Annotated in this window: 20 protein-coding genes; 12 read left to right on the top strand and 8 right to left on the bottom strand. The window is 53.4% G+C overall.

Annotation, left to right across the window (positions count from 1 at the left end):
• Positions 1–158: 158 nt before the first annotated feature.
• Positions 159–566, top strand: coding sequence for a GNAT family N-acetyltransferase (locus DFO56_RS18945; RefSeq protein ID WP_045507664.1), 408 nt, complete (start codon positions 159–161; stop codon positions 564–566).
• Positions 567–597: 31 nt separating this feature from the next.
• On the opposite strand, the gene aguA is transcribed toward DFO56_RS18945, so the two are convergent.
• A complete protein-coding gene (gene aguA, locus DFO56_RS18950; protein WP_045507667.1) occupies positions 598–1,680 on the bottom strand; it encodes an agmatine deiminase in 1,083 nt (360 codons plus the stop codon).
• 3 nt (positions 1,681–1,683) lie between these two features.
• A complete protein-coding gene (aguB, locus tag DFO56_RS18955; RefSeq protein ID WP_020455649.1) occupies positions 1,684–2,568 on the bottom strand; it encodes an N-carbamoylputrescine amidase in 885 nt (294 codons plus the stop codon).
• Between the two features lie 133 nt (positions 2,569–2,701).
• Here aguB and DFO56_RS18960 point away from each other — a divergent pair, with 133 nt between their 5' ends.
• From DFO56_RS18960 to DFO56_RS18975, 4 genes are all read left to right on the top strand, one after another.
• The gene (locus DFO56_RS18960; RefSeq protein ID WP_082071761.1) at positions 2,702–3,595 is read left to right on the top strand and encodes a LysR family transcriptional regulator; all 894 of its coding nucleotides are present in this window, start codon (positions 2,702–2,704) and stop codon (positions 3,593–3,595) included.
• A gap of 280 nt (positions 3,596–3,875) precedes the next feature.
• Positions 3,876–4,409 carry a type VI secretion protein gene (locus tag DFO56_RS18965; RefSeq protein ID WP_072051618.1) on the top strand — a complete coding sequence of 178 codons (534 nt, stop codon included), beginning with the start codon at positions 3,876–3,878 and terminating at the stop codon, positions 4,407–4,409.
• 2 nt (positions 4,410–4,411) lie between these two features.
• A complete protein-coding gene (locus DFO56_RS18970) occupies positions 4,412–4,846 on the top strand; it encodes a putative T6SS immunity periplasmic lipoprotein (RefSeq protein ID WP_147271689.1) in 435 nt (144 codons plus the stop codon).
• Positions 4,847–5,023: 177 nt separating this feature from the next.
• Complete coding sequence (locus DFO56_RS18975; RefSeq protein ID WP_045507676.1) at positions 5,024–5,632, top strand: histidine phosphatase family protein; 609 nt, start codon at positions 5,024–5,026, stop codon at positions 5,630–5,632.
• Positions 5,633–5,648: 16 nt separating this feature from the next.
• Here DFO56_RS18975 and DFO56_RS18980 read toward each other — a convergent pair whose 3' ends face one another.
• The 3 genes from DFO56_RS18980 to DFO56_RS18990 all read right to left on the bottom strand — a co-directional run bounded on the left by DFO56_RS18980 (position 5,649) and on the right by DFO56_RS18990 (position 8,441).
• Positions 5,649–6,029, bottom strand: a complete 381-nt coding sequence (locus DFO56_RS18980; protein WP_045507678.1) for a hypothetical protein — start codon at positions 6,027–6,029, stop codon at positions 5,649–5,651.
• Between the two features lie 134 nt (positions 6,030–6,163).
• Positions 6,164–7,516, bottom strand: a complete 1,353-nt coding sequence (gene gorA / locus DFO56_RS18985) for a glutathione-disulfide reductase (protein ID WP_020455643.1) — start codon at positions 7,514–7,516, stop codon at positions 6,164–6,166.
• Between the two features lie 82 nt (positions 7,517–7,598).
• Positions 7,599–8,441, bottom strand: coding sequence for a 23S rRNA (adenine(2030)-N(6))-methyltransferase RlmJ (locus DFO56_RS18990; protein ID WP_020455642.1), 843 nt, complete (start codon positions 8,439–8,441; stop codon positions 7,599–7,601).
• Between the two features lie 183 nt (positions 8,442–8,624).
• Here DFO56_RS18990 and DFO56_RS18995 point away from each other — a divergent pair, with 183 nt between their 5' ends.
• The 3 genes from DFO56_RS18995 to rsmJ all read left to right on the top strand — a co-directional run bounded on the left by DFO56_RS18995 (position 8,625) and on the right by rsmJ (position 14,495).
• On the top strand, positions 8,625–11,474 hold the full coding sequence (locus tag DFO56_RS18995) for an RHS repeat protein (protein WP_045507681.1): 2,850 nt from the start codon (positions 8,625–8,627) through the stop codon (positions 11,472–11,474).
• A gap of 221 nt (positions 11,475–11,695) precedes the next feature.
• Complete coding sequence (prlC, locus tag DFO56_RS19000; RefSeq protein WP_045507684.1) at positions 11,696–13,738, top strand: oligopeptidase A; 2,043 nt, start codon at positions 11,696–11,698, stop codon at positions 13,736–13,738.
• A gap of 4 nt (positions 13,739–13,742) precedes the next feature.
• Positions 13,743–14,495 (top strand): 16S rRNA (guanine(1516)-N(2))-methyltransferase RsmJ, encoded by a 753-nt coding sequence (rsmJ, locus tag DFO56_RS19005; protein WP_020455639.1) that lies wholly within the window; start codon positions 13,743–13,745, stop codon positions 14,493–14,495.
• Between the two features lie 189 nt (positions 14,496–14,684).
• Here the strand turns inward: rsmJ and uspA are convergent, their stop codons facing one another.
• On the bottom strand, positions 14,685–15,122 hold the full coding sequence (uspA, locus tag DFO56_RS19010; RefSeq protein WP_007369617.1) for a universal stress protein UspA: 438 nt from the start codon (positions 15,120–15,122) through the stop codon (positions 14,685–14,687).
• Between the two features lie 26 nt (positions 15,123–15,148).
• Here uspA and DFO56_RS19015 point away from each other — a divergent pair, with 26 nt between their 5' ends.
• Entirely contained in the window at positions 15,149–15,364 is a 216-nt protein-coding gene (locus tag DFO56_RS19015) for a hypothetical protein (RefSeq protein WP_020455638.1), read from the top strand.
• A 207-nt stretch (positions 15,365–15,571) separates the two neighbouring features.
• Positions 15,572–15,910, top strand: a complete 339-nt coding sequence (uspB, locus tag DFO56_RS19020; RefSeq protein WP_020455637.1) for a universal stress protein UspB — start codon at positions 15,572–15,574, stop codon at positions 15,908–15,910.
• Between the two features lie 61 nt (positions 15,911–15,971).
• Here the strand turns inward: uspB and pitA are convergent, their stop codons facing one another.
• Entirely contained in the window at positions 15,972–17,468 is a 1,497-nt protein-coding gene (pitA, locus tag DFO56_RS19025) for an inorganic phosphate transporter PitA (protein WP_045507687.1), read from the bottom strand.
• Positions 17,469–17,697: 229 nt separating this feature from the next.
• On the opposite strand from pitA, the gene DFO56_RS19030 reads away from it, so the two are divergent.
• The gene (locus tag DFO56_RS19030; protein ID WP_045507690.1) at positions 17,698–18,900 is read left to right on the top strand and encodes an NAD(P)/FAD-dependent oxidoreductase; all 1,203 of its coding nucleotides are present in this window, start codon (positions 17,698–17,700) and stop codon (positions 18,898–18,900) included.
• A gap of 73 nt (positions 18,901–18,973) precedes the next feature.
• Here the strand turns inward: DFO56_RS19030 and DFO56_RS19035 are convergent, their stop codons facing one another.
• On the bottom strand, positions 18,974–19,810 hold the full coding sequence (locus tag DFO56_RS19035; protein WP_045507693.1) for a DUF1796 family putative cysteine peptidase: 837 nt from the start codon (positions 19,808–19,810) through the stop codon (positions 18,974–18,976).
• A gap of 669 nt (positions 19,811–20,479) precedes the next feature.
• On the opposite strand from DFO56_RS19035, the gene DFO56_RS19040 reads away from it, so the two are divergent.
• On the top strand, positions 20,480–21,901 hold the full coding sequence (locus DFO56_RS19040; protein WP_045507695.1) for a hypothetical protein: 1,422 nt from the start codon (positions 20,480–20,482) through the stop codon (positions 21,899–21,901).
• The last annotated feature ends 49 nt before the right edge of the window (positions 21,902–21,950 follow it).

Here is a 21,950-nt window from a genome sequence, read left to right on the forward strand (position 1 = left end):
ACCTACTGATTAATAGTGTATAAAACGTACTGAAGCTCATTTAACGCCGCGGCGAAATTAGGAGCATTCGTTTTGCAACGATTTGTGAACAATCGCCCGCAGAACCTAATCATGGGGTGTAGCCGGTCCGTACCCCCGCAATGACTGAGGAAAAGCCTTTGCAGCTCGTCTCTATTACGTTAGAGCAATGTCTCGATATCCGCCATACGGTACTGTGGCCGCATCTTGCCCGCAATGCTTCACGCGTAGAAGGCGATGAAGACGCCTGGCATTTTGGTGTGGCTGAAGACGGGAAAATTGTCAGTTGCTTATCGGTTTTTATGCTTGATGAACGGCGGTGTCAAATCCGTAAATTCGCCACCTTACAAGCGCATCAGCAGCAAGGTTATGGCCGTTTTCTGTTGCAGAGCGTGCTGGAAAAGTTAGTCCGGGCCGGCGCTGATTTTGTGCAACTGGATGCCAGAACGTCGGCGGCGGCATTTTACGCGCGCTTTGGCTTTATGGCGCAAGGCGAGCCGTTTTATAAACAAGAAGTGCAGTACATTCGTATGTCACGCACGTTGTAAAACCCGGCGACGAACGCCGCCGGGGTAAGGATTACCGCGGGATTTGCTGCGTAATGCAGTGGATGTTGCCACCGCCGAGCAAAATCTCACGCGCCGGAACGCCGGTGATGACGAAATCCGGGAACATCTCTTCGAACAGCGCCTGCGCTGCGCCATCGGTGGCCGGATCCAGCAGCGGGTAAATAATCTGCTGGTTACTGACCAGATAGTTAACGTAAGAACCCGCCAGGCGGTTGCCTTCGTGGCGCTCAATCGCCGTGCCTTTTTCGACATCACGGGTCTCTTCGGCGCTGGCGAACAGCGGCAGCGGAGACGGCACTTTCCACACTTTCAGCGTGCGCCCTTGCGCATCTTTGGTGTTTTCCAGCACCTCAAGTGCGGCAACGGAGCGCGCGTACTGCGGGTCGTTCTGGTCATCTGTCCAGTGCAGGGCCACTTCGCCAGGACGGACGAAACAGCACATGTTGTCGATATGACCGTCGGTTTCGTCATTGAACACGCCTTCCGGCAACCAGATAATCTGCGTCACGCCCAAATAATCGCGCAGTTGCTGTTCGATCTGCGCTTTGCTCAGATGCGGGTTGCGGTTCGGGTTCAGCAAACATTCCGCGGTGGTCAGCAACGTGCCTTCGCCATCGACGTGAATGGAGCCGCCTTCCAGCACCAAATCGGTGTGATAGCACGGCATCTGGTGATAAGCCGCAACCTGCCCGGCCACCAACTGATCGCGATCCCAGCTTGCATACAAACCGCCATTCAGCCCTCCCCAAGCGTTAAATGTCCAGCTAATACCACGTTTTTCACCCGCGTTATTTATTACCACTGTCGGGCCGGTGTCGCGCATCCAGGCGTCATCGCTTTCCATCTCCACCAGCGTCACGTCCGCAGGCATGGTGGCGCGCGCTTTGGCCATTTCGGCGGCAGGCACGCCCATGATCACCGGCGTGTTGCGTGAAATCGCTTTGGCGACAGCGGCAAACGCCTGCTGCGCCGGCGCGGCGTCAGCACGCCAGTTATCGGTGCGGTAAGGCCAAATCATCCATACCGCCTGATGCGGCGCCCACTCCGCCGGCATGGCGAATCCATCTTTTGTCGGCGTGGTTAGCTGTGACATCGCTTAGCTCCTTACGCTGCCATCGGAGGTGGCAATCGCGCTGTACATATTCGGGCGGCGATCGCGGAACAGCCCCCATGCGGCGCGCTGCGCGGCAATGGCGTCGAGATCGAAGGTATGCACCAGCACCGCTTCGTCGGTTTTGTTTGCCTGTTCAACCAGCGCACCGGTTTGATCGGCGATAAAGGAAGAGCCGTAGAAGGTCATTTCCAGGCCTTCGATGTATTTGCTGGTTTCGGTGCCAATACGGTTAGACGCAATCACCGGAATGACGTTCGCGGCGGCGTGGCCCTGCTGCACGCGCGTCCAGTGCGGCTGGCTGTCGATATCCGGATAAGCGGGTTCAGAGCCGATCGCGGTCGGGTAGAAAATAATTTCCGCGCCCTGCAAGGCGAGAACGCGCGCGGTTTCCGGGAACCACTGATCCCAGCAGATGCCGACGCCGATCTTCGCATAGCGGGTGTTCCACACTTTGAAACCGGTGTCGCCAGGGATAAAGAACTGTTTTTCCTGGTACGCCGGGCCGTTCGGAATATGGGTTTTACGGTAGGTGTCGAGCACGCTGCCATCGGCGTCAATCATCACCAGCGAGTTGTAATAGGCGTTGTTGCACTTTTCAAACAGGCTCAGCGGCAGCACCACTTCCAGCTCTTTAGCCAATGCGGAGAAGTGCTTGATCAGGGGGCTATTCGCTACTTCCTGCGCCAGCGCGTAGTGTTCCGGGCTTTGATCGATACAGAAGTAAGGCGCGGCGAACAGCTCCTGAATCAGGATCACCTGCGCGCCTTTGCTGTGCGCTTCACGCACCAGACGTTCAGCGTTTTGAATGTTCTTATCCAGATCCCAGCTACACGCCATTTGCGTTGCGGCGACGGTTACATTTCTCATAAAAAACTCTCCCGTTGTTCTCGGTTCAGGCAGTGCAAATCGACAGCACTTATTTTGCTGCAAACTATAGCAACGAAATACGTTATGCATAAAATGTATTGTTATCATGAAAACATGAACAGGATGCATAGTGGTGATCGACCTGAATTTGCTGCGGCTGGTGCCGATTCTGGCGAAAGAGAAGAGCGTGACTCGCGCGGCGCTGAAAGCGAATCTGTCACAATCTGCCTTTAGCCATGCCCTGAATCGCCTGCGTGAACAGCTCAACGATGAGATGTTTATCCGCACGCGCAATGGCATGGAGCCAACGCCCTACGCCGCGATGATGATCCCGGTGATTGAGAGCGCGCTCAGCAAGCTGGATACCGCCACGCGCGGGCCAAGCCATTTCGACCCGCTGCGCGACGCACACACGTTTTATATTGGCGCGGTGGACTATTTCGAGTTCATGTTTATGCCGGTGCTGACCGCGCGCTTTAAAACCATTGCGCCAAATGTCCGGCTGTCGGTCGATATTCTTTCAGAAACCATCAAGGTTGAGCGGGTGGAGCAGGGGCAACTGGATGCGTTTATCGGCGTCGATAACGTACAACACATTCCCCATTATTTTAATAAACATAAACTTATCTCCGACCACTTTGTCGCTATCGCCTCGGTCGAACGTACCGATTTGCCGGAACAGCTCACCATGAAACATCTGGTCAGTGAAGCGCAAATCCATTTACCGGCGGTCAGCTCCGGCGCGGATCATATTGACAGTTGGCTGCTCGAACAGCACCTCTACCGGCCGCTGGCGACGGTGGTGCAAAGTTACGCCGTTGGCGGGCGCGTGGCGGTGGCGACCGGCTATTTAATGTGTGTGCCGTTTCGCATTGCCAGGGAGCTGGCAACCATGTTGCCGCTGCGCATTATGCAGTTGCCGGAAGGCGCGCCATCGTATGATTTGCTGCTGCTGACACACCGGTTGTTCGACTACCAGCCCGCAGTGCAGTGGCTGATTAACGAACTGAAGGCGGCGAGGATTTAGCGGGAAAATGATTTTACATAAATCGTATTGCTTGAATGCTCCCCTAAAAAGAGCAGAAATGTATTTTTATTGTCTGCGGTTGAACAGTTCATGTTGATATTATTAGGTTTGCATATATTGAGTTCTTGGTTTTATTTGTCATAAGAATATTCTTAATGAATGGGTGGCGGCGATATTGATGCCAGTGAGTTGTTTCATTGGTGACTATAGAAAATGATAAGATGGTAGATGAAATATTTATTGGTTGATAATTATAGGGATTAAATCCAGGGAGGAAGATGTGGCAGATAATGAAGGTTCGATAAGGTTATTGACATTAGGTGAGTTGTGCCTTGCTAAATCAGTTTTCGGAAATTCAATTCCTTACCACACTGTTTGGATCCACCACGATAGCTATTTCCCGTTGGGACTGCAAAAAAGAGAATTCTCTATGTCACCTAATGGGGAATTGTATTTTCGGGATTGGTTCAGAGATGATTTTTCACGAGAGAAAATAGATTTACAGCATCTTTTTATTCATGAAATGACACACGTTTGGCAACGAGAACGTGGTATGCAGGTCAGACTCAGAGGTCTTTTCAGCTGGAATGCCGATTACGGCTATCGCTTAGATGGGCGAAGACTCGCACAATATCCGCTTGAACAGCAGGCACAGATAGTGGCTGATAATTTTGTTCTCGAAACATATGGATTAGGTAATTGGATAGAGCTTAAAACGTCAAAGACGGTCACCTCAAGAAATATAGTGCAGCATGAGGCTGATTTGAAAGCTCTTTATAAAGTCGCGTTACGTAATTTCCCAAATGGATTATGAAAATGAAAATATGCGCTAAATATATTCCTTTCTTGTGTCTACCTCTGCTTAGCGGTTGCCCAATGGGGGACCGGCTGGACCAGCGATATAAGCCAGCGGAGACCACCTCTGTTGAAATGAAGAGTGAGCAAATTTGTTTTGGGATCCTCTCTGCTGAAGATTATCAGCCAGTATTTATCAGCATTGCACCGCGCCACACTCCTCATAAAGAGCGTTGGTATCAGCAACATCCTCGCTTATCTGTTAATAACGGTGAAATGTGCATTCCGCCTGGTGTTTATAAATTTCCCGCTAAAGGGCAGTTTGTGGCGAGTTTCACGCTGGAATCGAAAGAAAAAGCAAAAACTACTGAATTTAATACCCGCCGTTTTGATACCGCTTTTGAGATAAAAGAGGGGCACGCAACAGTAATCGAGGTCGATAACAATGAGTTTTAAAAGAGACCGTTGCTTCGCTTTGGTACGGTATTTCACTGGCAGGCATAAAGCAGGATAAAAACTACTTCAGCAAAGTTGATTGTTCCGTGTGTAAAATGCGGCTTCATTACTTTTTTATAAGAGCCTCACTCGAATGGGTATGATTCTCTTATAACTTTCGGATGGATATACCGGGATATGAAAGCGCTATTGATTCGCCATCCGCAAACCGAGTGGAACCGGGCGGGTATCATTCAAGGCCGGCTCGATAGCCCGCTAACACCGCGCGGTCGCGAAGAGGGCCACGCTTTGCTTCGCGGGCTGCGGGAGGCGGGGATTCACCCTGGCGCTGTTTTCTCATCGACGCTCGGCAGGGCGCAGCAGATGGCTTTGCTGATTGCTGAGCAATATCACTGTGATATCTGCCTCGACGAGGCGTTACAGGAGCGGGATTTCGGTGAGTTTGATGGTCGACTGCTGAGCGATATTCGCCGGGAATATCCCCGTTTCGGTGATGATGAGACTTTTCAACCGCCACAGGGTGAATCGCTGGGGCAGGCCGCGCAGCGGTTGCTCGACTTTTTACACCGCTTGCCGGATCTCTGCTCGCATGACACGGTAGCGCTGGTGTCGCACGGGCAAATTATGCAGGCGGCGATAGCGCAATTGCTGGAAAATTCCCTCGGAAATGTGGCGCGTTACCACCATCCCAATGCCAGTTATTCGTTGCTGGAGATCGACCACGACACCTGCCAGGTGGTGCGCTGGGGAGTGGCCAGCCATTTGCTGCGGCGAAAAAGTTTTTAACTTCAGCGCGCCATGCTCACTTCTTAAAAAAAAGGATGATCTTTTGCCACAATGACGTTTTGGTTGCAGAGCGTGCCCACGAAGGGTTGAGCAAATCCCCCGGCAGCAGATAAGGGCGATCATCATCATCGCGCAGGTGCGCATTCAGGGCTGTGGCAATCTCCAGCATTTTCTCGTAGAGCGGCTGCGTGGGTGATTTGCTGTAGATTTCGCCATCACGCCACTCCAGCCAGCAGGTTTCTTGCCCTTTCCAGATGGCGTAAAATTCGCCATTTCGCCGATCAAAGGCGAGTTCGTCATCGCTGTTAATCAGCGCTACCCACTCTTCGCTGCCGATCGGCTGCGTTTCGCTTTCCGCCCAACATTCCGCCCGGGTGATATGCATTTCCCAGCCCAATAGTGACTCCTTTTTTACTGCTGAATAATGTTGCTATTTTTTTAGAAAATCGCGCCGGTAAGACGGTAAAAAAGAGAAGCCCGCCGGGGGCTTCTCTTCGTGTTTAACACACCGTAAAAACGTGCAGCCGCTGCTTAACGCATGGTGACGAATTCTTCTGCGGCTGTCGGGTGGATTGCCACCGTATTGTCGAAGTCTTTTTTGGTTGCGCCCATTTTCAGCGCCACCGCGAAGCCTTGCAGCATTTCGTCCATGCCGGATCCGATACCGTGAATGCCGACAATTTTCTCCTCCGGACCAACGCACACCAGCTTCATACGGCACGGCTGGCGGTGAGTGGTGACGGCGGTATACATCGCGGTGAAGGATGATTTGTAGATTTTCACCTGGTCATCGCCGTACTGCTCGCGCGCCTGCGGTTCGGTCAGGCCAACGGTGCCAATCGGCGGATGGCTGAACACCACGGTCGGAATGTTGCTGTAGTCCAGATGCTCATCCGGCTTGTTGTTAAACAGGCGTTCAGAGAGACGACGACCGGCAGCCACGGCAACCGGTGTTAGTTCCACCGCGCCGGTGTTATCACCGACCGCGTAAATGCCCGGTACGCTGGTGTTCTGGAATTTATCGACTTCGATATACCCTTTGTCGTTGGTTTTCACGCCAGTGACCGCCAGGTTGAAATTATCGGTTGCCGGTTCGCGGCCAATCGCCCAAATCAGGCTGTCCACGGTTTGTGAACGACCATCTTCCAGCGTCAGCGTCAGGCTGCCGTCAGCGTTTTTCACCACCTCTTTCGGCACCGCGTGGGTGTGCAGCGTCGGGCCTTCTGCCGCCATCACTTCCACCAGCGTTTCGGTGATGAGCGGATCAAAGCTGCGCAGCGGCGCATGTTTACGCACAAACAGGTGCGTTTCGGCACCCAGGCCGTTGATCACACCCGCCAGTTCCACGGCGATATAACCTGCGCCAACCACCGCGACGCGTTTTGGCAGCGCGGGCAGGGCGAAGAAACCGTCAGAATCAATGCCGTATTCCACGCCCGGAATGTTCGGGTGGCTTGGACGACCGCCGGTGGCGATCAGGATATGATCGGCAGTGATCGTTTCGCCGTTCACTTCCACGGTTTTGGCATCGACAAAGCGCGCGAAACCGCGGATCACATCGACATTGTTTTTACCGAGCACGTTATCGTACGAAGTATGAATGCGGTCGATGTAGGCGCTACGGCTGGCGACCAGTTTGCTCCAGTCGAAATGATTCACTGTGGTGTCGAAACCGTAATCCGGGCCGTACAGATGAATCGCTTCAGAAATCTGCGCCGCATGCCACATCACTTTTTTCGGCACACAACCGACGTTCACGCAGGTGCCGCCAAGTTCCTTTGCTTCGATCAGCGCGCATTTTTGACCGTACATAGCTGCACGGTTAATCGATGCGATACCGCCGCTGCCGCCGCCAATAGCGATGTAGTCGTAATGTTTGCTCATGGTTGTTTCCTTAATCCTGAACGAAGTCGAAAATATTCGCGATTGTAGCGCGCAGCCGAAAAGGTTCCACCAATGGCTGCGATTACTCCGGCACCACCTGGTGAATCAGCGTATGCCCGGTGCCGGCTGGCACCAGTTTGCTGTGCAGCCACGGCAGCACATTGTTCATCTGCGCTTCGAGTTTCCACGGCGGGTTAATCACAATCATGCCGGAAGCGGTCATGCCACGCTGGTCGCTGTCCGGGCGCACGGCCAGTTCGATTTGCAGAATGTTACGAATGCCGGTGGCTTCCAGATCGCGCAGCATGCGTTTGATTTGCTGGCGCATCACCACCGGATACCACAGCGCATAAACACCGGTCGCAAAGCGTTTGTGACCTTCGCTGATGCCGCTGACTACCGCCTGGTAGTCGGTTTTCATTTCGTAGGGCGGGTCGATAAGGATCAGACCGCGACGCGAAACCGGCGGCAGCTTGGCTTTTAACTGCAGAAAACCGTCGGCGCGATCAACGCGGGTACGGCTATCTTTCTGGAACTCCTGGCGCAGCAGCGGGTAGTCGCTCGGGTGCAGTTCAGTCAGTTGCAGGCTGTCCTGCTCACGCAGCAGTTCACGGGCGATCAGCGGTGAACCGGGGTAATAACGTAACTGCCCGCTACGGTTGAAATGGCGCACCACGTTCATATACGGCTCCAGCTCAGCCGGTAAATCATCCTGCTGCCAGATACGGGCAATGCCTTCCAGATATTCGCCAGTGCGTTCTGCATGTTCACCGGAAAGCTGATAGCGCCCGGCACCCGCGTGGGTGTCGAGATAGAGAAACGGTTTCTCTTTTTCTTTCAGCGCTTCGATGATCAGGCTCTGAACGGTGTGTTTAAGGACGTCGGCATGGTTGCCTGCGTGAAAGCTGTGGCGATAACTGAGCATGGGTACTGAGATTCCGGAAAATAAACGAGATTTCGCACAGTTTACCGCAGATTAGCGCAGATTACTGTATGAACCCCTTACAACGAGGGATTAATGCGGCATGACGTTGATCCACTCTAACGAACCCAATTCACTATACTGAGTGTGGTTATATCACCTAACGAAACGTAAAGAGAGGATAGTATGACGCTATTTACCGCTACGCCCTCAGTCGCGGTGTTTGGTAATCGTGGTCAGACGGTACGAAATATTACTTATTATCGTCACCCGGATGCACCGGATGCCACCGACGAACGCATCACCTTTCATCAGTATGATATGCACGGTTTTCTCGCCCAAAGCAGCGATCCGCGTCTGCATACGGCTGGTTTATCCAACATTAACTCTATTCATGATCTCAATGGCACCGCGTTGCGAACGCAAAGCGCAGATGCGGGCACAACTATCACCCTGAACGATTCAGGCGATCGGCCTTTTTTAAATATTCTCAATGTAAATTCTGAAAATGATCGCAGTCAGGCCATCAAACGTACTTATCAGTACGAGGAGAATTCTCTGCCGGGGCGGCTGCTGTGCATCACTGAGCAGGGGAAAATCAGCGAACGGTTTGTCTGGGGCGGCGCTTCAGTGGATGAACAGAGCCACAATCTTGCCGGTCAACTGCTCAGCCACTACGACCCGGCGGGTCTGCTTTCCACGACCAGCATTTCCCTGAACGGTGTACCGCTTGCCGTCACCCGCCAGCTGTTGCCGGACGATACCGACGCAGACTGGCAGGGTGCGGATGCTTCCGCGTGGAACGACCTGCTGGCGGGCGAAACTTACACCACGCTGAGTACAGTGGACGCCGCCGGGAATGTCCTGACCACGCTTGATGCGAAAGGCAATATGCAGCGCGTGGCCTATGATGTGGCGGGGCTGCTGAAGGGAAGCTGGCTGACGGTGAATGGCGGTTCCGAGCAGATTATCGTGAAATCCCTGACCTGGTCCGCCGCCGGGCAGAAACTGCGCGAGGAGCACGGCAACGGCGTGGTGACCACATATTCGTATGAAGCGGAAACCCAGCGGCTGGTTGGCATTAAAACGGAACGTATGACACCGGCAAAAGTGCTGCAGGACCTGCGCTATGAATACGACCCGGTGGGCAATGTGCTGGTGATTACTAATGATGCCGAGGAAACGCGTTTCTGGCGCAATCAGGAAGTGGTTCCCGAAAACCACTACGCCTACGACAGCCTGTACCAGCTGGTCAGCGCCACCGGACGCGAAATGGTCAGCGCGGTACAGCAGAACAGCAACCTTCCGGCGTATTCCTCTTTTGATGACGCCACGTACACAAACTACACCCGCACATACACCTACGATAATGCCGGTAATCTGACGAAAATTCAGCACAGCGCACCGGCGTCCGGCAACAACTACACCGTGAACATGACCGTATCCGACCGCAGTAACCGCGCAGTAATCAGCACACTCACCGAAAATCCGGCCGATGTCGACGCGCTGTTCACTGCCGGTGGTCAGCAGAAACAGCTTTTACCGGGGCAGAGCCTGCTGTGGACGGAGCGTCAGGAGCTGCAGCAGGTCACGCCCGTCACCCGCAGTGGTGCAGCGGACGACCGCGAACGTTACCGTTACGACGCCGCCAGCCAGCGCATCGTGAAAATGACCTCGCAGCTGACCGGCAACAGCATGCAGACCAGACGGGTGGTTTACCTGCCGGGTCTGGAGCTGCGCAGCAGCGCAGCCGAAGAATTACAGGTGGTAACCGTCGGCGTGGCCGGACGCGCGCAGGTACGCGTTCTGCACTGGGAAAGCGGGCAGCCTGGCGGCATCAGTAATGACCAGATTCGCTACAGCTACGACAACCTCACCGGCAGCAGCAGTCTGGAAGTGGACAGCAGCGGTGAGCTTATCAGCCAGGAGGAGTATTACCCGTTCGGCGGTACGGCGCTGTTTGCCGCGCGCAGTCAGCTGGAGGCGGATTACAAGACCATTCGTTATTCCGGCAAGGAGCAGGACGCCACCGGGCTGTATTACTACGGCTACCGCTATTATCAGCCGTGGGCGGGGCGGTGGCTCTCAGCGGATCCTTCGGGAGCGGTGGACGGGCTGAACCTGTTCAGGATGGTTCGCAACAACCCGATATCGCTCATCGATTCAGACGGCAGAATTAGCTTACCAGCAGAAATCCTTATTGTTGATGTACTTAACCCGCTTTCAAAAGATCCGACCAATGCCTGGTTTGAAGAGCTGAAATGGAACCCAGAAACAAGCCGCTTAGAAACGACACCGGCAGTTTATACACGAGGAGGGAAAGTCCTGGAAGGTGAAACATCTCAATGGGAAAGCGCCACTGATTCACCCACGGCGTTCACGGTGTTTCAGGATCCATCAGGAGCTAATCGTCTTTTTGTGAGTACTTTCCAGCAACATATTGGCGTTAAACCCGGTATGGGTAACCCTTTGTATGCGGGGATATTGATGCCCAAAAGGGATCAACAAGGCAATTTGTTTTATCGAATAGATAATGAATCCGGACATTATCAACCTTCGGGAGATATCAACGCAGCCGAGCTATTCAGAACCATAGTGGGCGACGAAGGGTTAAGTCATTTCACCTTTTCAACATCAACGAAATCGTCAGCGCCCGCGAATACGCGGCTCGTACACTTAACCTCACCAGAGGAATATGGCGAGGCGGCCAGCCGGTTACGCCGGGAAGAGAACAAGCAGCAGAGCGTCATTGACTATCTTAATGAACATGGACTGTGGGAGCCGACAAAAAGCCAGCGTAGCCACATGCCGTGGGTCAATGAGTTAATGAGATGGGAAGCACAACAGAACCCAACTCCAGCCGTAGCACGGGCACCCGCGCCGGTGACAAACCGGAGGGCGACTGCACCTGAAACACCGCGTGTTTTTGCTGGGACGTCTCCCGGTAGATGGGCGCGCTTTAGAGGGTGGATTTCAGGAATATTCAACCGTGCAAGGAACGTCTTCCGCTCCCGGGCGACTTCGCTGGCTCATTAGTTTTGCTGTCGGAATGGCTGCAAAAAAAGCAGCCATTCCGTTTCGATAAATGCGACAAATTTCCGCAGACACTTCTCCGATAAAAGTGTGCGTCTCTGGCATGAGCAACGCGTGTGCAAGCAGCAACCTCCGGGATTGAAATCTCCTACACTTAACCCCATGCTAGAAAACATTGCCAAGCGCCTAAGCGCTTTATTCACCTCATTCCAAGGACTGCGCATATGACCAACCCTTTATTGACGCCTTTCGTGCTACCGCCGTTTTCTCAAATTCTTCCTGAGCATGTTGTTCCCGCCGTGACCAAAGCGCTGGAAGATTGCCGGAACGCGGTGGAAAGCGTTGTCGCGCAGGGCGGCCCGTATACCTGGGCGAATCTTTGCCAGCCGCTGGCGGAAGTGGATGACCGTCTTGGTCGCCTGTTTTCGCCGGTCAGCCATCTCAATTCGGTGAAAAACAGCCCGGAACTTCGCGAGGCTTACGAACAAACGCTGCCGCTGCTCTCTGAATACAGCACCTGGGTAGGGCAGAACGAAGGGTTATACAACGCCTACCGCGATCTGCGCGATGGGGAGCATTACGCTTCGCTGAGTGTGGCTGAGAAGAAATCGGTAGATAACGCCCTGCGTGATTTCAAATTGTCGGGCATCGGCTTGCCGAAAGAGAAACAGAAACGTTACGGCGAAATCGCCGCGCGTCTCTCTGAACTTGGCAACATCTACAGCAACAACGTGCTGGACGCCACCATGGGCTGGAGCAAGCTCATCACTGATGAAGCAGAGCTGGCCGGTATGCCGGAAAGCGCGCTGGCGGCGGCGAAAGCACAGGCGGAAGCCAAAGAGCAAGAAGGCTGGCTGCTGACGCTGGATATCCCGAGCTATCTGCCGGTGATGACTTACTGCGATAACCAGGCGCTGCGTGAAGAGATGTATCGCGCTTACAGTACCCGCGCCTCCGATCAGGGGCCGAACGCCGGGAAATGGGACAACAGCCCGGTGATGGCGGAAATCCTCGCGCTGCGTCACGAGCTGGCGCAACTGCTGGGCTTTGAAAGCTACGCCTTTAAATCACTGGCTACCAAAATGGCGGAAAACCCGTCGCAGGTGCTGGAGTTTTTAACCGATCTCGCCAAACGTGCGCGTCCGCAGGGCGAAAAAGAGCTGGCGCAGCTGCGCGCTTTCGCCAAAGCCGAGTTCGGCGTGGATGAGCTGCAACCGTGGGATATTGGCTACTACAGCGAAAAACAGAAACAGCATCTTTACAGCATCAGTGATGAACAGCTGCGCCCGTACTTCCCGGAAGAGCGCGCGGTAAACGGCCTGTTTGAAGTGGTAAAACGCATTTATGGCATCACCGCGAAAGAGCGTAAAGATATCGACGTCTGGCATCCAGATGTGCGCTTCTTCGAACTGTATGACGAGAGCAACGAGCTGCGCGGCAGCTTCTACCTTGATCTCTATGCGCGTGAGAACAAACGCGGCGGCGCCTGGATGGACGACTGCGTGGGGCAGTTGCGCAGAGCCGATGGTTCGCTGCAAAAACCGGTGGCTTATCTCACCTGTAACTTTAACCGCCCGGTCAACGGCAAACCGGCGCTGTTTACCCATGATGAAGTGATTACCCTGTTCCATGAATTTGGGCATGGCTTGCATCATATGCTGACGCGTATTGAAACCGCCGGCGTGGCGGGTATCAGCGGTGTGCCGTGGGATGCGGTCGAGCTGCCGAGCCAGTTTATGGAAAACTGGTGCTGGGAGCCGGAAGCGCTGGCGTTTATCTCCGGTCATTATGAAACCGGCGAACCGCTGCCGCAGGAGCTGCTGGATAAAATGCTGGCAGCGAAGAACTACCAGGCGGCGATGTTTATTCTGCGCCAGCTGGAGTTCGGCCTGTTCGACTTCCGTCTGCATGCTGAGTTCAGCCCGGAACAAGGAGCGAAAATCCTTGAAACACTGGCAGAAATCAAACGCCAGGTCGCGGTAGTGCCGGGACCGTCGTGGGGGCGCTTCCCGCATGCGTTCAGCCATATTTTCGCTGGCGGTTACGCGGCAGGTTATTACAGCTACCTGTGGGCCGATGTGCTGGCGGCGGATGCGTTCTCCCGCTTCGAAGAAGAGGGCATTTTCAACCGCGAGACCGGGCAGTCGTTCCTCGATAATATCCTCACCCGTGGCGGTTCGGAAGAACCCATGGATCTGTTCAAACGCTTCCGTGGCCGCGAGCCGCAGATTGACGCGATGCTTGAGCATTACGGTATCGAAGGCTAACGCATTGAAAATTTGTTTGCTGGATGAAACAGGCGCCGGAGACGGCGCCTTATCTGTTCTTGCGGCCCGCTTTGGGCTGGAGCAGGACAATGACAACCTGATGGCGCTGGTGCTCACGCCGACGCATCTGGAGCTACGTAAGCGCGACGAACCGAAGCTCGGCGGGATTTTTGTCGATTTCGTGGCAGGCGGCATGGCGCACCGGCGCAAATTTGGCGGCGGGCGCGGTGAAGCGGTGGCGAAAGCGGTCGGCATCAAAGGCAGTTATCTGCCGGAGGTGGTGGATGCGACCGCCGGGCTGGGACGCGATGCATTTGTGCTCGCGTCGGTGGGTTGCCGGGTGCGGATGCTGGAGCGCAATCCGGTTGTCGCCGCGTTGCTGGAGGATGGTCTCAATCGCGGCTATGCCGATGCGGAGATTGGCCCGTGGTTGCGTGAACGGTTGCAGTTGATTCACGCCTCCAGTCTGACGGGGTTGGCGGATATTACGCCGCGCCCGCAAGTGGTTTACCTCGACCCGATGTTCCCGCATAAGCAAAAAAGCGCGCTGGTGAAAAAGGAGATGCGGGTGTTTCAGTCGTTGGTTGGCCCGGATCTGGATGCCGATGGTTTACTGGAGCCCGCGCGCCAGCTCGCCATCAAACGCGTGGTGGTTAAACGTCCGGATTACGCGCCGCCGCTGGCGGGGATCGCGACCCAATCGGCGGTCGTCACGAAGAGCCATCGCTTCGATATCTACCCCGGTTCGGGAGAGTAAACAGACGGCGGCATGGATTGCGCTCTGTAAGGGTGTACCAAAAACCTGCCACATCTGTGGGCTTAACCCGACAACGCGGCGCCAACGCCTGTTGATAGGCACGTGGAGTTTGCCGTGAGCAATAAAAAGCCCGGCCGCATTGCGCGGGCCGGGCGGTATTTAGCCTAACGTTAAGCCGTTAGCGAAATATCAGTCTTCTTCTTCATCCCGCAGCGGGACAATCAGCATATCAACGTGCACGGTGTTAATAAGCTGGCGTGCGGAAGACATCAGTTTGCTCCAGAAGTCCTGATGGTGGCCGCATACCACCAGATCCATATCGTATTTTTTAATCGCATCCACCAGCACTTGCCCCAGATCGCCGCTGCCGCTCAGGGTTTCAGTGATCGGGTAACCCGCGTTGGTGGAAAGCTCTGTCAGCGCCTGATGCGTTTCGTCGGAGATACGTTTTTGCATATCGCCGAGGTTAACGTCGATAAGGCCTGTATAAAGATCGGAGTAGTTTACATCGACATGAATCAGGGAAATTTTCGCGTTGTACGGTCGCGCCATGGATACCGCTTTCTCAACCAGCAATTTGCTTTCGGGGGAGAGATCGACTGCGATAAGGATATGTTTGTAAGCCATAGTGTTACTCCTTCCATAAGTTGTCGATGACCATCGGGGTTATACCCCCTGATGCTGTTGCACTGCGCCCGCATCCTGCGTTTCACGTGAGCGTAGCGCCCGGCCTTAAAGATCTCATTGTGAAGATATTTCTACCTTATAACGCTCTTTTAGCACCGTCAATCAACCTGGATCACGATTCACTTAAGCCAGATTTACAGCCAGATGCATTGATGATGGTGATGCTGGTGGCAAAAAAATAAACTGATCTCCTACACTATAAATAAACCGTACGGAAAACAGACGGTGTCCCTCAGTTGTCTGGCGCATGGAAGCGAAGTCAATTGTGGGACACCGCCTGTGTTGTCATCCCGTACGGCGATTAATACTCTTCGTTGTTTGGCTTGGTTGGGTATCCGGGAGCGAGGGTCCAGGAGCGAATCTCTGTGGGCGGTCGCCGGGGAGGGGATATGGTAATCAGCACTGTTGCGCTGTTTTGGGCTTTGTGTGTCGTATGTGTGATTAACATGGCGCGTTATTACTCATCGCTGCGCGCGCTGTTAGTAGTACTTCGCGGATGCGACCCTCTACTTTATCAATACGTGGACGGTGGCGGCTTTTTCACTTCCCACGGTCAACCGAGCAAACAGATGCGGCTGGTGTGGTACATCTACGCCCAGCGCTATCGCGATCATCATGACGATGAATTTATTCGCCGCTGCGAGCGTGTGCGCCGTCTGTTCATTTTAACCAGTTCACTCTGCGGTCTGGTGGTGGTGAGCCTGATTGCGTTGCTGATTTGGCACTAAATTGAAACCATAAAAAAACGGGCCAGCAAGCGGGCCCGTTTTTTGTCGTGCGTGAAGCGCGTTAAATCAGATGCAGCGCCAGCCAGTACAGCACGCCGGACAGAATAATCGATGCTGGCAGGGTGAAGACCCACGCCATCAGAATATTGGTCACGGTTTTACGCTGCAGGCCACCGCCGTCAACGATCATCGTCCCGGCAACGGAAGACGACAGCACGTGCGTAGTGGAAACCGGCATCCCGGTGTAACTCGCCAGACCGATAGAAACAGCGGCTGTCATCTGCGCGGACATGCCCTGCGCATACGTCATGCCTTTCTTACCGATCTTCTCACCGATGGTTGTCGCCACGCGACGCCAGCCGATCATCGTACCCAGGCCTAACGCCAGCGCGACGGCCATGATTATCCAGATTGGCGCGTACTCGATGGTGCTCAGCATATCGCCTTTCAGCTTCTTCAGCAGACGCTGATCGTCAGCGCTGACTTCCGGCTGCTTGGCCACCTGGTCGGTGATATCAGACAGGCAGAGCATAATGCGACGCAGCTGGCTGCGTTGTTCCACCGGCAGTTTGTCGTAGCTTTCAACGTTGGTCAGCATCGTTTTCGCGCGATCCAGCGCCATAATGGCGCGGCCCGGATGGCAGTGGAACTCACCCGGTTGGGTGGCCACTTCTTCCGGCGTTGGGATAAGCGGATCGACACCGGTCACTTTTTGCAGCAGCGCCGGATGTTGCTGGAAGTACGTTTCCACGTTGTTGACGGCATCACGCGTACGGGTGATGTCGTAACCAGAGGCATTCATATTGACCACGAAGCCCGCAGGCGCAACGCCAATCAGCACCAGCATAATTAAGCCGATACCTTTCTGACCGTCGTTCGCGCCATGCGAGAAACTCACGCCAATCGCGGAGAGGATCAGCGCGATACGCGTCCAGAACGGCGGCTTTTTCTTGCCGTCGATTTTCTCGCGTTCAGCAGGGGTCATATGGATGCGCGCACGTTTTTTCGTGTTGCTCCAGTAACGACGCAGGATAAACACCAAACCGCCAGCGAAGACCAGGCCCACGATCGGTGAAACGATCAGCGAAGCGAAGATATTCAGCACTTTCGGGATGTTTAACGCGTCCACCACAGAGGTGCCGGTCATCAACGCATTGGTTAAACCAATACCGATAATCGCGCCAATCAGGGTGTGGGAGCTGGAAGCAGGCAGGCCCAGATACCAGGTGCCAAGGTTCCAGATAATAGCGGCCAGCAGCATGGAAAAGACCATCGCCAGACCATGCGCAGAGCTGACATTCAGCAGCAGATCGGTGGGCAACATATGCACGATCGCATACGCGACGCTCAACCCACCCAGCAAGACGCCGAAGAAGTTAAACACCGCTGCCATCACGACCGCCAGCTGAGAACGCATAGCGCGTGTATAAATGACGGTTGCTACGGCGTTGGCTGTGTCATGGAAGCCGTTGATGGCTTCATAGAACAGAACAAAAACCAGAGCAAGCAAGAGTAACAGCCCGGTATGAAGATCCAGGCCGGCAAACAAATGTACCATAGGTCGTTAAGCCATTTTGAGGACATGAACGCGGCGCATTATCAGGGACATTGGCAGCGTCGGCAAAGTGAATTATGGATTTTTTTTGACATTATTTCTTAAATTAAACTGACATTTTAAAATTAATTTATATTTTTCAATGCCCTGTTACCATTCGCGCGTATTCACGCTGGTGCGACCAGCGTGAACTCTTTACAATCCGCCACGATTTATCAATGAGGGTGAAGTTGTGGAAAAGTTTGATGCCATTATTATCGGCGCCGGTGCGGCGGGCATGTTCTGCGCGGCGCTGGCCGGGCAGGCGGGTCGTCGGGTGTTATTGCTGGATAATGGCAAAAAACCCGGCCGCAAAATTTTGATGTCCGGCGGCGGACGCTGCAACTTTACTAACCTTTATGTCGAGCCTGCGGCATATTTGAGCCAAAACCCGCATTTTTGCAAATCTGCGCTGGCGCGCTACACCCAGTGGGACTTTATCGATCTGGTTGGTAAATACGGTATCGCCTGGCATGAAAAGACGCTGGGGCAGCTTTTTTGCGATGATTTAGCGCAACAAATTGTCGATCTGCTGGTGGCCGAGTGCGAAAAAGGGAACGTCATCCTGCGTCTGCGCACGGAAGTGCTGAGCGTTGAGCGCAACGACGATGGTTACACCTTGCAACTCAACGGCGAAAGCGTGCAGGCGAAAAATCTGGTCATTGCTTCCGGCGGTTTGTCGATGCCGGGGCTGGGCGCTTCGCCGTTTGGTTATAAAATCGCCGAGCAGTTCGGTTTAAAGGTGCTGCCAACGCGTGCCGGATTAGTGCCGTTTACCCTGCATAAACCGCTACTGGAGCAGATGCAGACGCTTTCCGGCGTCTCGGTGCCATCGGTAGTTACCGCCGAGGATGGCACGGTTTTTCGCGAAAACTTGCTGTTTACCCATCGGGGATTATCCGGCCCGGCCATTTTGCAAATTTCCAGCTACTGGCAGCCGGGTGAATTTGTCAGCATCAACTTGCTGCCCGATGTCGATCTGGACGGCTTCCTCACTCAGCAGCGCGATGCGCACCCGAATCAGAGCCTGAAAAATACGCTGGCGATGCAGTTGCCAAAACGGCTGGTGGAGTGTCTGCAACAGCTTGAGCAGATCCCGGATGTCACATTGAAGCAGCTCAATAGCCGCGAGCAGGAGAATCTGGTTGCGCGGCTGACGAACTGGCGTGTGCAGCCGAATGGCACCGAAGGTTATCGCACCGCAGAAGTGACGCTCGGCGGCGTCGATACCCATGAATTGTCGTCGCGCACCATGGAAGCCCGCAATGTGCCGGGCCTGTATTTCATTGGTGAAGTGATGGATGTCACCGGCTGGCTTGGCGGATACAACTTCCAGTGGGCGTGGTCGAGCGCCTGGGCCTGCGCACAGGCCTTAGCGGCGGAACCCTCGGCCTGAGTCCGCGCTGCGATGAATAAAAAAGCCCTGTCCGGGCTTTTTTCTCGCCGTTTAATCGCTAACGTTTCTTTTGTTACAGCGGCACGCCTGAGCCGGTGGAGACGAGGGCGCTCTCGGGGAGCGTGTGTCGCTGACTGAGATTGTATTGGTCCACTATCCCGAACATCTCGGCGAAAAGCGCATCGTCTTTTTTCGCCCAGAATGTATCTAAATCATCCCCGCCCCATATCTCATGGGTATGGCATACAAATTCAAGCAAACCGTTTTCATGCGGCGTGAAGTCGATACGTTTGGCGCTATTTGCCGCAATAATGTGTTGATAGAAAAGCACGATCTTACAGTCGCAACCTTGCGCGTTATACAACGACAGGAATTCATTGAGATGTTCCCGTAAAAGGCAGAGATCGGAATGCTCGGTGATACGGTGATGATAAAGAAACACAAAATCTTTTTTGCCCCGGTATTGTAGCTGGCGGGAAATACGGCGTTGAAAGGCGCGGCTGTCTTCTTTAATTCTTAGCGGGTCATGATGGGTGAATTCAAAACCCAGCATATGCCTTTCGCTGTATTGCCCTGTACATTTTTCGTAAAACGTTGAACGCACAACGGCATGCTCGCCATCCGGGAAATGTTGTAAATGCTCTTTTTCCAGCAAATGGCGATAGTCGTCTTTTTCCATTTGCAGAATATATTCAATATTCGAGCGCCCCGATGAAAAAACGGAACTGAAGGATTTTCGGTTATGTCGGCGAAGAATATCATCGGGAAGACAATTCTCACCCAATGAAATCCAAAGTACTTGCGAAGTGAAATTATTGCGATATTTCCATTTCTTATGCAGGTTACGCATCGTTCTTTTCAGCGATTTGAGGTTATCTCTTACGCGTTGTTTAATGGCTTCGCCTTTCATCAGGGGCACCTCATGTTGTTATTACACCATTCCGGATAAAGCGATGAGTGACCTTATCGCTGCTGATTTTATCTATTCCGCTGCCTCTGAATGTATGTGCAGCGTTAAGGTAAGTTATTGTTATATTTATTCTTGTCTGACGCAGGGTTGCTATTCTGCGTAGGCGTTGTGAAAGAAATTCGCTTTACTGACCGTGGTCAGTAAATGACGGGTGAATGCGTGACATCCGCTATTACTTCTCTTTGCGGATTTTAAAATAGGAAATTTTTGTTGATGGCCTGGTGGTGATTATTTCTTTGGCAGAAGAAATAAATTATGCCAGCCATAATAATAAAGTTAGGTCATATACATGATATATCCTGAGTTATGCGCTTCATTAAGAAATTCCTCACGGCACGTTTCATTAGCACCATGAACAGGAGATAAATTTGATATAAAGACTCACACGCCGTTACATATTTTACACTTTGTCTTGTCTTTACCCCTCATCAGGAAAATCTCAAAATAGTCCGCCGGGCTTGATGCAGGTCGCGGAATGAAAATAAAGCCGCGTCAATTTTTTGTGGAGCCGATTGTTTTTACGCCTTTAATGTTTGCCGCCATCTGCCGATAACGTCAGTACGCCCTCCGTTGCGCAATTAGTGAAAATACCTCTGACAAGGAATGAAAATGAAAACCGGCACGTTACTCCTGCCTGCACTGCTGGCTGTCGCTATTAGCGCACAAGCCACTGATTACCCTGAAATCCAGGGCAAAAAAATCGTCAGCAACACCGTAAACCCCTTACTGATGATGCGCGTGAATGACCGCATTTCCGCCCTGAACCAGCTGGTTTTCAGCGACGGGCAACACATTAACCGCTGGGATGGTTTTGATTGCACCACCAACAAAGCGGTGAAGCTGTACTGGGAAATGCTTGACGATCAAGAGGCGGTGATTCGTCGCTTCTACGGCGACAGCTACGAGCGTTACGCGGAACCAAAACCCCAAAGCGCGCTGGATGATATTGCTAAAAATCTTTGCCAGGCTTCCCGACTGAAAAACCCAAGCTGGGTTTATATCGAGAAAATGTCGAAATATGAGACGCCAATTCTGCTGGATACGGCTTCAGTGTTGCGGGTTAATGAGTTGGTGATCGCTAAAATTGGCTTTGAATACAGCGAGATAACTTTCGATCCGCCGTATGACGCGCCCTACGATTTGAAACTTGAAATACATGGCTATAACTGTGAAACCCAGCATGACAATGTGATTGCCGGGCTGGATATCACGCCCGAAGGTTATGTCTCGGACAGCCTGACCGGTAAAGCGGCACAGCGTCGCGCGGACACGTTTGTCAACACACCGGCCACCACCGCTGCGTTCAAACAGCTTTGCGCCATGAGCACACCTGCTGCGTTTAAAGGGGAAGGGGTATATGTTCCGTCAACGAAGAAAAAAAGCGTCTCCACCCTCCTTGGCCCAAGTCTGCCAGACTTCACCAACAATTCACCGCAATGGATGACCCAGTTCCCGCTGCGCGCAGATATCGAAAAGCAGGCTCTGCAAATCGTTAATCCATGGGCCACACCGCGCTTTAAAAAGCTGACATGGAACATGCAGTGGAGCGATAACGATGTCGTACCGATGCAACTCGATGTGCAACCCAACGGGCTCATGCTGCTGCTGGAAAACTACAAAATGTTCAAGGCGCAGCGCCTGACGATGGGCAACCTTGGACAGTTAAAAGGCGCCATCAGTCTGAGTTATTCACCAACGGTAACCAGTGAACTTCACACCAATCTGCGTTTTCCGCTGTACCAGGGGCAGAAATTTACCTTTGATACGGTTGCACCGAAAACGGGTAAAGGTGAGAAGAACACGGTGATTAATCGCCGGTGCGAAGTGAACGGCAGTGATGATGCGCGTCAGATCAACAGTGCGTTCAGCGGGCGTTACTGGAAAGTCGTCTGCGAGATTGAAAGCGATGGCGAAACGCATCAAGAGACGCTGGCCTGGCTGTCTGATTTGAATGTCTTTATGCCGTTAACCCAGTGGGAAAAAGGCAAAGAGACACCGGTGAAAGTGACCGATGTTGAGGTAACACGCTAGTTAAACGTAGACCTGAGCCGACCGGCTCAGGTACCACCGTTAACCAGGC

Origin of the sequence: Kosakonia sp. AG348 (assembly GCF_003337365.1) — a bacterium.
Lineage (GTDB): Bacteria > Pseudomonadota > Gammaproteobacteria > Enterobacterales > Enterobacteriaceae > Kosakonia.